Raw genomic sequence first — 16,119 nt, 5'->3', positions numbered from 1 at the left:
GTTGACGATGTCAGGCACCCAAATTAACTTTGGTAAGGGCGCGGCAATTGGCGTAATTTATGAGCAGTATCCAATTCACTATTGTTTTTTCTGCCATATCCCCAACCCAAGATGCGACGATATTCACCCATAATGCCACTTTCAATTAGATCATCCTCGTTGACTGCAACATTGGTATGAGATTGGGGCGCAACATAAAGCGCATCCGCAGGGCAATATGCTTCACACATGAAACAAGTTTGACAGTCTTCTTGTCTCGCGATCGCAGGTGGTTGGTTGGGAACTGCATCAAAGACATTAGTAGGGCATACTTGGACGCAAACATTACAATTAATACAGAGTTTATGGCTGACAAGCTCAATCATGATACTGAGACTTTGGTTTGAGTTGTTAATAATGGTGGTGTAGCAATCCCATCTCTAATCCAATCACGCCTCACCCATAGCTGATCTAAGCCGCCTGTGGCTTGGTAATAAAGCTGATTTGGATCGGTTTCGGGATAGTCTATGCGAATATGTTCGCTGCGAGTTTCCGTGCGATGTAAAGCGCTAAAATATGCCCATCGTGCTACAGCTACAAGAACTGCCGCTCGGCGAGAAAATTCCAAATCGCGCACTGTATCTTGTTTCGGGTTCCCTTGTACTTGCTGCCACAGCGTTTCTAATTTGACGAGGGAATCCAGAAGTCTCTGTTCACAGCGCAAGTAATTCTTCTCTAACGGGAACATCTCGGCTTGGACACCGCGCACAATAGCATCGCTATCGAATGTTTCGGAATTGGGGGACTGCGATGGGCTACGCCCCGCCATAGGCGATCGCAATCCGGCTTGACCTGCTGGATGCACAACCCGTTCATGGGCATAAGCGCCCAGACTCTTCGCAAACATAGCCGCCCCTTCCCCTGCCCATTGTCCTGTGGAGATTGCCCAGGCGGCATTAGGGCCACCACCCCCAGAAGCTAAACCGGCTAAAAATTCCCGCGATGCTGCATCACCGGCGGCGTAGAGTCCAGGAACCTTTGTACCGCAACTATCATTCACAATCCGAATTCCACCTGTACCACGGACTGTACCTTCTAAAACCAGTGTTACAGGTACTCGTTCTGTATAAGGGTCAATGCTAGCTTTTTTATAGGGTAGAAAGGCGATGAAATGAGACTTTTCAATCACTGCCTTAACTTCCGGTGTGGCTCGATCCAAACGAGCATAAACGGGGCCTTTCAGGAGGGCATTGGGGAGAAACGCGGGATCGCGACGACCATTGATATACCCGCCAAGCTCCTTACCTGCTTCATCAGTGTAACTAGCCCAGCCAAAGGGAACACCCCTTGTGACTGTGGCATTAAAAGCGGTCGAGATAGCATAGTGATTAGATGCTTCCATACTGGAGAGTTCGCCGCCTGCTTCTACTGCCATCAGCAGTCCATCACCTGTATTGGTATTGCAACCTAAGGCTTTACTCAAGAATGCACAACCACCATTAGCTAGGACTACTGCACCAGCACGAACGATATAGGTACGATGCTTTTGCCGCTGCACGCCTCTGACTCCTGCCACTGAGCCGTCATCAGCTAATAACAACTCTAGAGCCGGGCTTTGGTCGAGAATTTGCACACCAATACGCAAGAGGTTTTTGCGAAGTACCCGCATATATTCCGGGCCATAATAACTCTGACGTACAGATTCCCCATTTTCTTTGGGGAAACGATAGCCCCAATCTTCTACTAGAGGCAAACTCAGCCAAGTTTTTTCAATTACTCGCTCGATCCAACGTAAGTTAGCGAGATTATTTCCTAAGCGATAACGCTCCGATAAAACTTTATCCCAATTCTCTGGAGAAGGTGCCATGATGCCATTTCCACTGGCAGCAGCAGCACCGCTTGTACCCAGAAAACCTTTATCAACAATGATGACTTTAACACCTTGGACTGCGGCTGCCCATGCTGCCCATACGGCGGCAGGGCCACCACCAATTACCAGCACGTCAGCAGTTAATTGTAGTTCAGTGTCACTATAGGCTGTAAGCAATTCCTTTTCCTCCTGATTGGCAGTCAAAGTTTATACTTTGCCACTTTGAACGGCTTCTTGGGGCAAAAAGCCACCTGCTTGCATTTTCCATAACCTGTAGTAAGCGCCGCCCTTTGCCAATAGTTTTGCGTGAGTATCATCTTCGACAATGCGACCTTGGTCAAATACCAAAATGCGGTCTAGATGGGCAATAGTGGATAAGCGATGAGCTACTACAATCACCGTTTTGCCATGCATGATTAAATCGAGGGTATCTTGGATCGCTTTTTCGGTGATCGAATCGAGGCTAGAGGTAGCTTCGTCTAAGATCAGGATTGGTGCGTCTTTGAGGATTACCCGCGCGATCGCAATGCGTTGTCGCTGTCCTCCAGAGAGTTTAACCCCACGTTCACCCACTAAAGAATGATAACCCTCCTTCATCTGCGCAATAAAATCGTGAGCATAGGCTTTGCGTGCTGCTTCCATCACTTCCTCATCGGTTGCTTCCAGTCGTCCATAACGAATATTTTCCAGTAACGTGCGATGGAATAAAGATGGATCTTGGGGAATCAAGCTGATCTGGGCGTGGAGGGCATCTTGAGTCATGTCTCGAATATCCACCCCATCAATGAGAATCTGTCCGGATTGGGGATCGAACAGACGCAAAATCAAATTGACAAAAGTAGATTTTCCAGAACCAGAAAAGCCTACTAATCCGACGCGCTGGCCTGGTTGGATGGTAACAGAAAGATTTTGAAAGACTTTTTTCTCAGAAGAATAATTAAAATTTACTTGCCGAAATTCAATTCTGCCTTTACTGATTGGGTGAGCGATCGCGCTATCTCGATCAATTAACTCGTGGGGTTGAACAATAGTGTAAACTCCATTGGCAATATTACCGATGTGTTCAAATATTTCTAGAAACCGTCTACTTAAATTCCGTGCTTCACTGATAATTAATAACGATAAACTAGTTGCTACCACAAAGTCAGCAGCAGCGATCACTCCTTGACTCCACAGAGAAAGCGAGTAATAAAGAGTACCTATTTTCAAAATTGCTGCCGAGATAAACTGAAACCAGCGAATTCGCTCCGAGTACCAGTTAGACTTTCTCACTTCCTTGAGTTCGCGCCTTAATCGCTCATTTAAATACCGTCGTTCAAAACCCAGACGCGCAAACAGCCGACTACTAGTAAGATTTGTGACTGCATCTACGATGATGCCAGCTGTTTCACTTCTGGCTGCTGCGGCTTTGCGGGAATAAATTCGACAGCGAGTTGCTAGCCAGAAGGAAATACTGATAAACAGAACTGCCCATACTCCCACAAGCAAGGCTAGAGGCGGATAGGTACGATACAGTAAAACTGTAGCGACTATATAGACGATGATTACTGACATAAATTCAGAAATCAGCATTTGCATCGTCTGGGTAACACCCAAAGCGGCTTCGCTGATGCGCTGTGCCAAAGCTCCAGCAAAACTACTACTCAAGTAGCGATGGGAATGTTGTTGTAAGTAGGCATATAGGGAGCGAATGATATGCTGTCGGTGGATAGGATGGAGAATAGTCAACAACAGTCCTGAGGATCGCCCAAATACCACTTCACCCACACTCAAGGCGGTAAACAGCATCAAGGGTTGGGTAATAGCATCAAGAGTGGGCTTGCTATCACCCGTCGATTGTGTCACGTTGCGGATAATTTCGCCAATGGCATAGGGCAACATAATGCCACAAGTCGCGTGCATCACCTCCAAAATCACAATTGCTATATACCACCAACGAAATTGATTGACAAAATAGCAAATAAACCTGAATGAAGTCGCTGGTAGCTTGGGTGCATCCGCAGCACGTTGGAACGATTGAGATGAACGAGGGCTTTTGATTAAAGAACGGCGATCGCGTCGTATCACTTCAGCTTCTCCCTAATGGTGCTGTTCCCTTGCTAAAAACCAAATAGTCATGAGTCGCACGAGTAGTCAATATAAATTTTGTCTGCTAAATATTTTCGGAGTTTCTGCCAATCTTGATTGTCCATTGCATTGGCAATACCAACAATGACATCAATAATATTGCCACGCTCTATCATCCACCGAATCTGTGATATTTCAGATGCTATGAGTTAGGTTGATGTCAGTATGATTAATAAAAATCATTATCAATAGATTATTACGATTCATCTTACGAATGACAGCAAAAAGTGTTCAATGATTTTCTTTGAACTGCTTCAGGATAGAAGGAATCTCATTGAATTCATTGATCGTTGCATCAGTCGTACTGTGCCGCGATCAATTTACGATAGGCTTGTTGTGCGGTTGGCAGCCGACGCATTAGAATGACATTCATTTTCAGCATCATGCAATTTTGCTTGGCTAATTTTTAGCATATCGCTCTATAAAATTGCTGGGTTAGCAATCTTAGCGCACAGCATCTCCCTTACGATATTCAACGGTGATATCATCTAGCTTTTGTTTCAAATTGTCATCAAGTTTTACTTCCACTGCTTTAAGAGTGTCAGCAAGTTGTTCTGGACGACTCGCGCCAATAATCGGAGCAGTGATAATTGGATTAGCCAGCACCCAAGCTACTGCTAAGGTAGTGAGTGACAATCCTGCCAAATCTGCAACTGTGCGTAACTCCTCAACAGTATTAAACTCGCGATCATGCCAATAACGTTCTTGATAACGTTCAGCAGCTGCACCCAAGGTAAAACGAGTTCCGTCAGTAGGCCCTTGAGCAAAATTGTGTTTACCAGTCAGTAAACCTCCTGCCAACGGATTGTAGGGAATTACACCCAGTCCTTCTTCTTGCGCTAGGGGTAAAAGTTCTCGCTCAATTTCGCGGAATAACAAATTGTAGCGTGGCTGAATCGAGACAAAATGAGTGAAATTGCGAACATCGGCACGACCTAAAGCGCGGCTAAGTCGGTAAGCTAAGAAATTAGAAACACCAATATAACGTGCTTTACCAGAGCGAACCACCGTGTCCAGGGCTTCTAAAGTCTCATCAAGGGGAGTTGAGGCATCATCAGAGTGCAATTGATACAGATCAACATAATCGGTTCCTAAGCGTCTTAAGGAAGCATCGATCGCATCCAAAATATGTTTGCGTGAAGCACCTTGATCCCAAGGTGCAGGGCCAACTTTGCCTACAGCTTTGGTAGCCAGGATAAAATGTTCGCGTTAACCTTTGAGCCAGCGTCCAATGATTTCTTCGGTACTTCCTGCCGTAGCTAATCCACCCCCCAAGGGATAAACATCAGCTGTATCCAGAAAGTTAATACCAGCATCGGCGGCGGTGTCGAGAATTACCCTGGAAGTTTCTTCGTCTGTCTGCAATCCAAAGGTCATGGTGCCAAGAACAAGGCGCGAAACAGTCAATCCAGTTTTACCGAGTTTAGTTGTTGGTAACGTCATAGATTTTTAGAAATTGTTAGATTGATTTTCCAGGAGAATATAGCCATCTAAAAATTTATATTGGGAGTCTTGAGCACACCTTTTCCACCAACCAATCAACACGATCTTTACCCCAGAAACGCTCACCTTCTATTACCCAAGTAGGTATACCCGGACAGCCTGCCTTGCTAAACAAATTCATTGAATGATTCAACATTTGAGTAATTTCCATAGTGAAAGCGCGGTTTAAGATATTCTCACAATCCAAGCCAGAGGAAGATATACAGTGTTTAATAACTTCCTCCTCATTTACATCCATGCAATCTACCCAAGCGGCACGAAAGAGAGCTTGGTCTAACAATGATTCTTTCCCAGATCCAAGTGCTGCATAATAAGCGTGGGCTGGTAGTTCTTCACGATTCAATGGCGATGCAATCCATCTCTTGGCACGCTCTTGAAAGAGATCGCGAGTGATTAAGTTGAGTTCTATCCTAAATTTCTCTGCCCAACGGATGCAATCTTCTCGATGATAAGATCCTTTAACAAAAGATTCTTTACTGCCTAATAGGTCTGCAACCATGATTCCCCGTTTTTTGGGAATACAAATTGGGCGACGCTGAACTATAACGGGTGTCCCAAATAAAGCGCGATTTAACAATGTGATGCCAATATACGCATTAGGTGAGTGATAGATTGTGTAGCTGTCAATTTCAATCATCGTGGTAACTTAACTAAAATGAACCATACAGCCGTAAATAATGGTATCTGAAATTATGAAGGCAGAGGAATTGACTCATCTTTCCTCCTGCTCTCCTGCATCTTCAGTCAGGCTGTACTGCCTTACCCCACCAAACTCGTTTAAACAGCTTGCCTGTTTGCCTATCCAATATTTCGTAATGTTTTAGTTCTATATCTTTCCAGCCAGATAACAGGTCTAGCAAATATTCTTGAGAGAAAAAATGCATAGTTTGTTCATGACGTTCTAGAAAGTAATTTGGCTCTATTTCGCGCAAGGGTGGGTGGCGTTCTGCTCGAACCAAAGCATCTTCTATAGAATTAATATGGAAAACAAACAATCCTTTAGGGCGTATTATTCGGCGAATTTCTTTGAACAACTCGCGTGTGATCTGATCTGAAAACATATGGATAGCAACATTGGACATCACAGCATCAAAAATTGCACTATCAAAAGGCAAACCTTTTGCCATGTCCGCTACTACAAACTGTGTGTTTAGTCCTAGCTTTTCTGCTTTCTCGCGTGCTTGTCGCACTGCCTCATCTGAAAAATCTAGACCAATTACTGTAAAACCTTGTTGTACAAGACGTAAAACGTCGTTTCCTGTCCCACAACCAAGGTCAAGCATAGTTTTAATGTTGGCGGACTTGAGAAACGGAAGGTGAAACTTCGTCCATTGAGTTCCCCAATCTAAATCAGTGCCAGCATCCTTACATTTAGAGAAGAATTCGTTCCAGTGATCGGATGGTGCGTAAGACATAATGCTTCAGACAGCTACAGAAGTGCGACGGCTTTGTGAAATCAGCCATTGTTGCAATTTCGGATCGGTGTAAACTTCATCGGCAATAAAATGATCCCCTTCAGGTAATACAGTAAAATCTGTTGTACCACCGGCTGCTCGCAAAGTATCGACAATCTGCTGTGTATCTTCAATAGCCAGTTTTTCGTCTTTTGCTCCTTGGAATATCTGAATGGGAATTTCCTTAAGTGCAGCTAATTGGGGTTCTTCTAACGAGGTTGGTACGCGACCAGACACCGCTACCAAACCAGCGAAGCGCCCAGGATTAGAAGCAGCAATGTGCCAAGCCCCAGCTGTACCTAAACTGAATCCTGATAAGATGACACGGGCAGGATCAATGGATTGAGAAACGATCAGATTATCCAACAAAGCAATCACATCTGCTTCACGTTCTACCCAAGTTTGTCCTTCAGGAAGTTGGGGCGCTGCAAAGAAATAAGGTAAGGAACTTGATTCATTCACAAAACGAGGTAGACCCCATTTTAGCAGCACATTTAAATCATTACCACGATCGCGGGCCCCATGCAAAAACAACACGAGGGGTGCGGGTTTTTTGGTATCTTCAGAGACGCGGGATAATAAATAAGGGAATAAACTAGAGCGGCGTTCGATAGACATAGCGATAATTCCTCAAGTGTGTGTTTGATTTAGGAAGCGGGGATTGGATCATTTCTAATCCCCATGTACGGCAAACGTCTTAACCAACTGGTACTTTCTGCTTCCACACTGCGGCTGCGTACAGTGAGTCCTCGAAGTCGGGCGCAATGTTCTCGCTGGTGATGCGTGCTTCGTGCTGCTCCCAGTCTGCGAAGAATAAGTCGTGGCTGATGCGAGATACTATGATCGGCACGTCGCGGCGAATGCTGGGTACGTCACCAATTGGCAGTCCGAAACTGACAAAACCAGCAGGGTTAAATACGTGAATGTCTTTCAGGTAGAGCGCAGTACCGGGTACTTTCTCTAGGTATTCGTGCGCGTTGCCGAGGTAAGGGTGCGTTCCTAGATCGTCGTCGCGTTGATCTGCTGGTGGCTCGTAGCGATCGCGCCACAGGGCAATGTGCTGGGCAAAGTCGGCTAGTTCGGGGCGCTTTGTTGGATCGACGAAGTAGCCAGTACCTGCGATCGCAAAATCAAACTCGAAAACATCATCGTTCACCTGGGCAACAATACGCCCTCCCTTTTCCTGTGCCGATTTCCAAGGTGCAGACAGGTGCAAGTGGAAATTGGGGAAGGCGATCGCTCGCTCAATTGCGTCGGGTGGTGGCGTGGAGCCTACTTGGCGAAAGCGCCAAGCCTGGAACCAGCGAGCGGCATCAGGCAGTTGTGGATAGTTGTAGTAAACACCAGGATAACCCCGCACCCGAATCACTGGCAAAGATGCGATCGCTGAACGCCGTGTGAACAGGTGTACTGTCTTCGCTCCCGATTCCAGGGCTACCCCTGCTGCATCGAAAGCTGAGGCTGCCGCACCTATCACCGCCACATTTTTACCGCGCAATGCATCAAAATCGATGGCATCAGCAGTATGTGCATACAGCGTGCGTGGTAAGTCAGCTAGTACTGGTGGTATGTATGGGCCACCTGTACCAGCGACACCGTTAGCGAAAATAATCTTACGTGTAGTCTCCACCTGCGGAATACCATTTACCTCAAGGTGTAGACGAAAGAACCCTTCAGCTGGCTCAATCCGCACCAACTCCGTCTGGTAACGAACTGGAATGCCGAGAAACTGCCGATACCAGCTAAGGTACTCAGCCCACAGCAATCGGGGAATCCGGTCGATTGCTGCGTAAGCCTCAGCACCGTGCCGCACTTCGTACCATGCTTGAAAAGACAATTCTGGGATGCCTAATTCCGGGCCGGGCAGGTTCTTCGGTGTGCGGAGCTTTTTCATCCGCGCTCGTGTCAGCCACACGCCTGCATGAGCTTCGTCCTCGGCTGCGTCAATCACTGTCACGCGGCCGATCCCGGCACGCTGTAGCGCAAATGCAAAGGTACTACCGCTGCCGCTACCACCTACGATCGTGACATTGTGGTCGATGCCTGGGCGATCGCTCACCCAGTTTTCCGGATCGGGACCAATTAGGCGTAGTGCCTCACGAGCGCCGAAATCGGGGTCAGTTGTTGTCATATCGATTTCCCGTTTTGGATTGAGGACTAGAAAGGAAGGGGATGAGGAAGACAAAGAGAATTGTGAACTATGCCCCATACCCCACGCCTAATATCCAACAAAGTCTTACACTCCCACTAAGCTTTTATCTACTTGTGGGGATTCGAGGTTACTTACCTTGGATTCAATCGCCGTACCCTTGAAGAAATTAGGGTTAGCTTCAGTGTAAAATTTGTAGGGATTAGTAAATACATAGGCCTTGAAGTCAGCTTCGGAAATCACGCCTTCTTTAACGAGATCCCAACTTTCCGCGAGAGGAACTGTGAGATCGGGTACATCCCAGTGACCTACATCCGAAGAATAGATAGCATTGATTTTCACACCCAAGGGATTAGCTTTGTCGTTGAATGCTGCTGCGATAGTGCGGTCATCGGACTCGGAACCAAAGAAGAAATTATTTACCCAGCGATCGCGGATGTCCTCAATTGTTTTAATACCTGCTGCTGCAAAATCTTCTAGTTCGCTACCAACTGGTTGACGGCTATGACGGCTGAAGGAAGAACCCAGCACACTCTTAGTCAGTTCTTCTTTGCTGAGGGAATGCCCTTGAGTAATTTCGCCACCGTAGCGCTCAAACAACTCAAATAGTTCATCGGCATTGGTGAGATCGGGGTTGTAGTTTTGGAGTGCTTCCAGATTGCGCTTGGAAAAACGATCCACTAAATGAATGTAGGTGTGTGCGCCCCAATCTGCACCACCTTCGAGCATGGCTACGCGCAACTGTGGAAAACGTTTAGTTACACCACCAAAGAACAATGCTTTAGCAAATGCTTGTGAGCCATCGGCAAAGTGACCAATATGGTTGTTCATGTAGTTACTGATGGAAGAACGACCAGTCCAACCTTGACTACCGTAGTGGGTAGTAATGGGGACTCCCAATTCCACGGCTTTTGCCCAGAATGGATCGTAGTCGTATTCACTATCTAATCCGTAAAAGTCGATATAGGAAGCATATTTGGCGATTTCAGGAAATTGATCTGCTGGATACTTATCAGCGATCGCCTTAATTGGCCGTTTTACGCCACCAGGAATATTTGCTACTTTTAAACATAGTGTTTTTACAGCAAATTCTAACTCCTCAACAGCTTCTTGCGGGGTTGTCATGGGGATACCAGCTACCACCGTCAGGCGATCGCTATATTTGCGATACAAGTCAGCATGATAGTGATTGACTGCTCGTTGCAATGCTTGGCGATTCTCAGGACTAGCCCCGGCTGGTGCAAGGACGTTATTGGGGAATAATACTGAATAGTCTGACCCTTGTTCTGCCTGACGTTCATAGAACAATTCTGGCAAAGTGTAAGTTGCTAAATCTAAGGTATTACGGGTAACTCTGGCCCACCAAGGCGATCTAATTGTGCGGTAGTATTGTCGTTCTTCAGGTGTTTGTTGATACCAGTCCTTACCATTGACTTTGGAATTGAGTCGAGAGTTTTCCGCCTTGCGTAATTCGTCTACAAGTTTCGATCCACCGTAATCAGCGATGTAATCCTCAAGAGCGGGTGTAAAATCATTGGTGTGAACATCGGTGTCAATTACCGGATAATCAAGGGTTGCTTTGATTGCGGCAGAGGGCGAAGTCTTCAATCGGCTATATTCAGTCATGTTTCTTTCCTTATTTTTGGCTAAGATTTTGAGGCTATGTAGAATATCAAGCACACTTTAAACCGGAGGCGATCTACAAAAAGCACGCTTCAAAAGGTTTGGTTTAGCCATCTGTGAAAAACTTATTTACGCCAAAACCAATTTTTCATCCACTTGTTGAGCAGCAAAACGATTGCCCGGACGACGCAGCCCCAGGTTTTCACGCAAAGTACTACCCTCGTATTCAGTACGAAAGAGTCCGCGTTTTTGGAGGATGGGAACGACTAGATTGACAAAGTCATCCAATCCTGTAGGTAAGATAGATGGCATGATATTAAAACCATCTGCCGCACCATTGTTGAACCATTCCTCTAATTGATCGGCAATACTTTCAGGAGTACCAATTATGGTGCGATGACCTCTTGCAGTAGCTAGAGCAAGATACAACTGACGCAGTGTCAAGGTTTCGCGAGTAGCCAAATCCCTAACTAGTTTGAGACGGCTCTTGTTGGTGTTGGTGTCACTGGGTAGTTCGGGAGCTAAATCATCTAGAGAGTATTTAGACAGATCTACACCTTTGTAATAGTTTTTCAAAATACCCCACGCGACATCGGGATGAATCAACGATTGCAGAAATTCGTATTTTTCCTGCGCTTCTGACTCGGTACGGCCAATAATTGGAAAAGCGCCAGGCATGATTTTTAGATCGTCTGGAGAGCGTCCATATCTCGCCAACCTACCTTTGACATCAGCATAGAATTCCTGTGCATCAGCTAGGGTTTGATTAGCAGTGAAGATTACCTCGGCAGTGCGTGCTGCCAAGTCCCGTCCCGCTTCGGAGGCTCCAGCTTGTACAATCACTGGATAGCCTTGGGGCGGACGACTGACGTTCAAAGGCCCTTTGACAGAAAAATGTTTGCCCTTGTGGTTGAGTGTATGCAGTTTCTTGGGATCGAAATAGATACCAGATTCTCTGTCACGGATAAAAGCATCATCTTCCCAGCTATCCCATAGTCCTTTTACGACTTCCACAAATTCTTCAGCACGTTCATAACGCTGACTGTGTTCTGGGTGATGCTCAAGTCCGAAATTAGCTGCGGCATTATCATTGCCTGTGGTAACTACATTCCATCCTGCTCGTCCTTTACTTAAGTGATCCAGAGAGGCAAACTTACGTGCTAAATTGTAGGGTTGTTCATAGGTGGTCGAAGCAGTGGCTATGAAGCCGATATTTTGGGTCACTGAAGACAAAGCACTGAAGAGAGTAATCGGCTCAAAGTGGACAATCTTACCATTGCGAATTTGATTTTCGGGAGTGCCGCCCCAAACTCCTGGGCTATCTGCTAGAAAAACTGCATCGAACAAGCCGCGTTGGGCAGTCTGGGTAATTTCTTTGTAATGCTCGAAATTGAGACCAGCATCTGCTTGTGAATCGGTGTGCAGCCAAGCACAGACATGATGTCCTGTGGCTTGAATGAATGCACCTAAACGAAACTTGCGTGTTTTGTTCATATACTTTTTTCTTTTCCGTAGTGCGTTAGCGAAGCTTACAGTCGGTACGCTGATTTGCTTATGGCTAATGGCTTTTCATGTAAAGCCATAATTTATGCATTACATCTTGGTCAAAAGCCTATGGCTTTGTGGCAAGTGACTTAATTGAGATAACCTTATTAGACTTTCAACCCTCGACATCCGCCCAAAAAATACTCGGATACAGATTGATAAAATTCTTTTTCCATAAAGCTTTGAGGTACTGGTATCAGCCTCTTAGGTATTCACCTTTTGCTAGACGCTGAAATTCATGGTGGATTTACTGTAAATCACAATATCATGAAATACTAATTATTAGCTTATCTAACATTAAGGATTGTAAAATACCCTTACTGTTGTGGCCATTCTCCTAGAGCGAAAGAACGCATACTGGAACTATCTTTAGATAATTTGCAAGGCGATCGCACTGGGCAATCTCTACATAATGTTGTGGATAAAAGAGCAGATTATTAGATTTTATTTCGCTGACCCATTGCTTTTGCTAGCTATTTGTGAAATTATTATATATTAATACTACGGTAAATCTATCAATAAATAGTATTTTATCTAGACAAGCAAGTCGCGTGTTCAAACTCCAATCGACTTTAATTTCCAGAAGATATTAGCCTCTAGTCAAAGAGGGTATAAAGATATGTCTCAGCCACGCTACGGGATCTGGATTCCAGTTTATGGTAATTGTGGCGCGATGAACCACCCCCATGAACCCCGTGATGCCAGTTACAAAAGGGCAAAGCAACTGATCCAACTAGCAGAAGCATCTGGGTTTACTACCACTCTCATCGCCGAACACATCATCAATCCCAGGAATCAAGAATTAGATCAGCTAGAGACTTGGACAACCGCAGCAGCGCTTGCGGAAGCAACTGATTCCATTGAAATCATCGCCGCAGTTAAGCCTTTGCTATTTCATCCAGTAGTGTTGGCAAAGATGGCATTAAATATTGATGCGATTAGCGGCGGACGATTTGCAATTAACCTTGTTAGTGCTTGGTTTATGCCGGAATTACAAAAATCTGGCATTCCTTTTCTACCGCACGATGAGCGTTATCGCTATTCCCAGGAGTGGATTGAGGTAGTCAAGGCGCTGTGGAGTGGGGAACGAATTAACTTTCAAGGTAATTACTTTCAAATCAACGACCTTTGTTTGCGTCCGCGTCCGATAGCACAACCCCATCCCCGTATATATTTGGGCGGAGAGTCAGAAGCTGCGAAAAATTTAGCAATGCAAACAGCAGATGTATTTTTCCTGAATGGGCGTCCTTTGGAAGTGGTGCGGGAAACTATTGCTGATGTTAGGAAGCGAGAACGGATGAAGCCCAAACCATTACGGTTTGCGATGTCAGCTTTTGTCATCGCCCGATCTACTGACGCAGAAGCTCAAGCAGAATATGAATATCTTTTGGAACTTGCTAAACAGGATGATAGAACCGAACTGATGAAAGGCGTTGAGCCAGAAGTGGTGATGTTCAAGAATATGGCGAGATATCCAGGCGTGGGGAGTAACGGCGGTACAGCAGCCGGATTAGTTGGCAGCTATGATACCGTAGCAGCAACAATAGCAGATTTTGTTGGTACAGGCATTGATACTTTTATGCTGCAATTCCAACCTTTTGCTGTGGAGATGAAACGCTTTCATGAAGAAGTAATGCCACGAGTGCGTTCTTTAGAATTGGTAGCTTAATCTGCAATCTTAATGAAGGAAGACTTTATGACAGCAACTTTAACTCGTCCAACTTGGACAACTGAGTTTGAAATCGAAACTATTGATAAACTGGTTGCTCAATACGCTCCTCACTTTCCTACCACCCGTTTTCAAGAACCGCGACAACTAACAACACAAGAAGAGTTTGAGAATTTCTATCGCTTTCGGATTGGTGGAGCTGCTCACGATTTATATATTGTCCAAGTTTGCAGCAAAGTCATCGATCAAATTCCCGATCCAGAACTCCAGCTATTTTTGAGCCGCCAAATTGGTGATGACGGCGCGCATTCCCAATTTACTCGTCAGCGAGTTTGGGAATTGTCAGGATGCGATCCCCTCGACAAGATTGTACAGGAAGTGGAAAAACATTGGGATTTCATGGGGAATTTACCAATTCGCAGCTGGTTGGGTTTTGTGGCGTTTGAATTACACTATGAACTGCATATAGTCGCCCAGCTAATTTTAAACAGTCGCACAACGACAATCACAGATCCAGAAACTTCTAAGTTTGCTAGTCAAACAATTTTACCTGATGAAGCAGCTCACCGATTAGGAGTATTAGCTTGGTGGCAAAGTAAGTATGACAAACTTGCACCAACGCAAAAAGCGGAAATTGCAGCTCAGTTATTAGAATTAGACGAAGAAGGACAACGACGACGTAATGGTTACCTCAAAGAACATTGGCAGATTGTCCATCGTGCCACAGGTGCAGAAATTGAAGGATTAGAAGTCGTTTATGATGCTTGGCGACAAGAAGTCTTAGCCTATTTCCTCGATATCCCCATTGCTAAACTTCCTCAACTTGTCAGTGTGAGTGAGTGAAGTTTCCGACTATTAATGTTCTCCTCTGTTGCTCCCCCCTTGGGGAGCTTTTTGGAAACCAGTGCGCTGAGTAAAACACAGGATTGAAATTGAAACGCAGAGGGACGCAAAGTTTGTTGCTTTCTATTGTTGAGAAATGATGCTATTTAGTTTTAAGGAAAGTTTTATGAGTGCTACCTTAATTAGGACGGTAATAAGCTGGTTAGATGGAATTAACTTTAGGTATCTTCTAGAGCCATTAGGTATTCACACTTTTACTTTTTTATTCATGATTGGTTTTGGTTTAGGTTTCATTATTGCTTTTGTACAAAACAATCCTTCAAATCATTCTCTATTCAAACAAGATTTACATCCCAGTATTTTATCCATGCTGAAAAATAGAAATCATCAATAGCTGCTGAAACAAAGTCAATATTTAACAGAGATGAGCGCATGAATATGAAAGTTAACCGCCGCTTCTTTTTTATAACGGTTGCATCTTTCACCGCTACAATATTTACCAGTTGTACTTCACTTCAAAATAATGGTACAGCTAACACAGCAAATAGTTCTACTGCGACAACGGCTGCAAATACGATTGCAACTGGAACAAAAGAAAAAATTAAAGTCGGCGTTTCACCCGTACCTGCTGGAGAGATTTTAGAATTTGTGAAAAAAAATCTTGCATCCCAAGCAGGATTAGATATTGAAATTGTCACATTTAATGATTCTGTACAGAATAACACTGCTTTAAAGGAAGAACAAATTGATGCTAATTACTTCCAATATATCCCATTTATGGAGGATTTTGGTCAACGTAAAAATATTAAAATGTATGCTTTTACTCCACAGATTCATTTAAATCCTGTAGGAATTTTTTCTAAAAAACATAAATCACTTGCAGAAGTTCCTCAGAATGCTTTAGTGTCAATTCCGGATGATGTCAGTAACGCTCATCGCGCATTGAAGGTATTAGAAGAAGCTAAATTAATTAAACTCAAACCAAATGTTCAACCAGCCAGTCCCAAAGATATCATTGAGAACCCTAAAAATCTACAAATTCGAGAAATACCTGGAGCGCAAGCAATTCCCACTCTCCCGGATGTAGATTTAGCCGGAATTACAGGTAATTGGGTTGTGCAATCGGGTATGAAAACAGATAAAGATGCTTTAGCAATAGAATCAGCACAAAATCCACTTTATGCGGTAACACTCACAACATTAGTAGGAAAAGAAAATGATCCCAGAATTCAAAAACTCTATAAATTGCTACGCGATGACCAAGTAAAACAGTTTATTAAAGATAAGTATCAAGGTGCTGTACTTCCTATTCCTTAATTCAATAAAAATCGTAGAAACGTACTATAAAAAATTTCCT

14 protein-coding genes and 1 pseudogene are annotated in these 16,119 nt (G+C 44.6%); 4 read left to right on the top strand and 11 right to left on the bottom strand.

Annotated elements, in window-relative coordinates; translation table 11 throughout:
* Positions 1 to 23: 23 nt before the first annotated feature.
* From QUB80_RS25705 to QUB80_RS25655, 11 genes and pseudogenes are all read right to left on the bottom strand, one after another.
* Entirely contained in the window at positions 24 to 365 is a 342-nt protein-coding gene (locus tag QUB80_RS25705) for a 4Fe-4S binding protein (RefSeq protein ID WP_289792318.1), read from the bottom strand.
* Positions 362 to 2,053, bottom strand: a complete 1,692-nt coding sequence (locus tag QUB80_RS25700; RefSeq protein WP_289792317.1) for an FAD-dependent oxidoreductase — start codon at positions 2,051 to 2,053, stop codon at positions 362 to 364. The genes QUB80_RS25705 and QUB80_RS25700 overlap by 4 nt, the downstream gene beginning before the upstream one ends.
* A 3-nt stretch (positions 2,054 to 2,056) precedes the next feature.
* Complete coding sequence (locus QUB80_RS25695; protein WP_289792316.1) at positions 2,057 to 3,916, bottom strand: ABC transporter ATP-binding protein; 1,860 nt, start codon at positions 3,914 to 3,916, stop codon at positions 2,057 to 2,059.
* A 47-nt stretch (positions 3,917 to 3,963) separates the two neighbouring features.
* Positions 3,964 to 4,092: a hypothetical protein gene (locus QUB80_RS25690; protein ID WP_289792315.1), complete on the bottom strand. Its 129-nt coding sequence runs from the start codon at positions 4,090 to 4,092 to the stop codon at positions 3,964 to 3,966.
* A 328-nt stretch (positions 4,093 to 4,420) separates the two neighbouring features.
* Positions 4,421 to 5,419, bottom strand: a pseudogene (locus QUB80_RS25685) (aldo/keto reductase).
* A 55-nt stretch (positions 5,420 to 5,474) separates the two neighbouring features.
* On the bottom strand, positions 5,475 to 6,116 hold the full coding sequence (locus tag QUB80_RS25680) for a DsbA family protein (RefSeq protein ID WP_289792314.1): 642 nt from the start codon (positions 6,114 to 6,116) through the stop codon (positions 5,475 to 5,477).
* 103 nt (positions 6,117 to 6,219) lie between these two features.
* Positions 6,220 to 6,894: a class I SAM-dependent methyltransferase gene (locus tag QUB80_RS25675; protein WP_289792313.1), complete on the bottom strand. Its 675-nt coding sequence runs from the start codon at positions 6,892 to 6,894 to the stop codon at positions 6,220 to 6,222.
* Between the two features lie 6 nt (positions 6,895 to 6,900).
* Positions 6,901 to 7,551 (bottom strand): carboxylesterase family protein, encoded by a 651-nt coding sequence (locus QUB80_RS25670; protein WP_289792312.1) that lies wholly within the window; start codon positions 7,549 to 7,551, stop codon positions 6,901 to 6,903.
* Positions 7,552 to 7,630: 79 nt separating this feature from the next.
* A complete protein-coding gene (locus QUB80_RS25665; protein ID WP_289792311.1) occupies positions 7,631 to 9,064 on the bottom strand; it encodes an NAD(P)-binding domain-containing protein in 1,434 nt (477 codons plus the stop codon).
* Positions 9,065 to 9,169: 105 nt separating this feature from the next.
* Positions 9,170 to 10,708: an amidohydrolase family protein gene (locus QUB80_RS25660; protein WP_289792310.1), complete on the bottom strand. Its 1,539-nt coding sequence runs from the start codon at positions 10,706 to 10,708 to the stop codon at positions 9,170 to 9,172.
* 126 nt (positions 10,709 to 10,834) lie between these two features.
* On the bottom strand, positions 10,835 to 12,199 hold the full coding sequence (locus QUB80_RS25655) for an LLM class flavin-dependent oxidoreductase (protein ID WP_289792309.1): 1,365 nt from the start codon (positions 12,197 to 12,199) through the stop codon (positions 10,835 to 10,837).
* Positions 12,200 to 12,869: 670 nt separating this feature from the next.
* On the opposite strand from QUB80_RS25655, the gene QUB80_RS25650 reads away from it, so the two are divergent.
* The 4 genes from QUB80_RS25650 to QUB80_RS25635 all read left to right on the top strand — a co-directional run bounded on the left by QUB80_RS25650 (position 12,870) and on the right by QUB80_RS25635 (position 16,079).
* Positions 12,870 to 13,919 carry an LLM class flavin-dependent oxidoreductase gene (locus QUB80_RS25650; protein WP_289792308.1) on the top strand — a complete coding sequence of 350 codons (1,050 nt, stop codon included), beginning with the start codon at positions 12,870 to 12,872 and terminating at the stop codon, positions 13,917 to 13,919.
* Positions 13,920 to 13,946: 27 nt separating this feature from the next.
* Entirely contained in the window at positions 13,947 to 14,762 is an 816-nt protein-coding gene (locus QUB80_RS25645) for a hypothetical protein (protein ID WP_289792307.1), read from the top strand.
* Positions 14,763 to 14,928: 166 nt separating this feature from the next.
* Entirely contained in the window at positions 14,929 to 15,156 is a 228-nt protein-coding gene (locus QUB80_RS25640; RefSeq protein ID WP_289792306.1) for a hypothetical protein, read from the top strand.
* A 38-nt stretch (positions 15,157 to 15,194) separates the two neighbouring features.
* Positions 15,195 to 16,079 carry a MetQ/NlpA family ABC transporter substrate-binding protein gene (locus QUB80_RS25635; protein WP_289792305.1) on the top strand — a complete coding sequence of 295 codons (885 nt, stop codon included), beginning with the start codon at positions 15,195 to 15,197 and terminating at the stop codon, positions 16,077 to 16,079.
* Positions 16,080 to 16,119: the final 40 nt, after the last annotated feature.

Source organism: Chlorogloeopsis sp. ULAP01, from assembly GCF_030381805.1.
Classification (GTDB): Bacteria; Cyanobacteriota; Cyanobacteriia; order Cyanobacteriales; family Nostocaceae; genus Chlorogloeopsis.
Note: the sequence above shows the minus strand (reverse complement) of the source record. Positions and strands in the feature narration are given on the sequence as shown.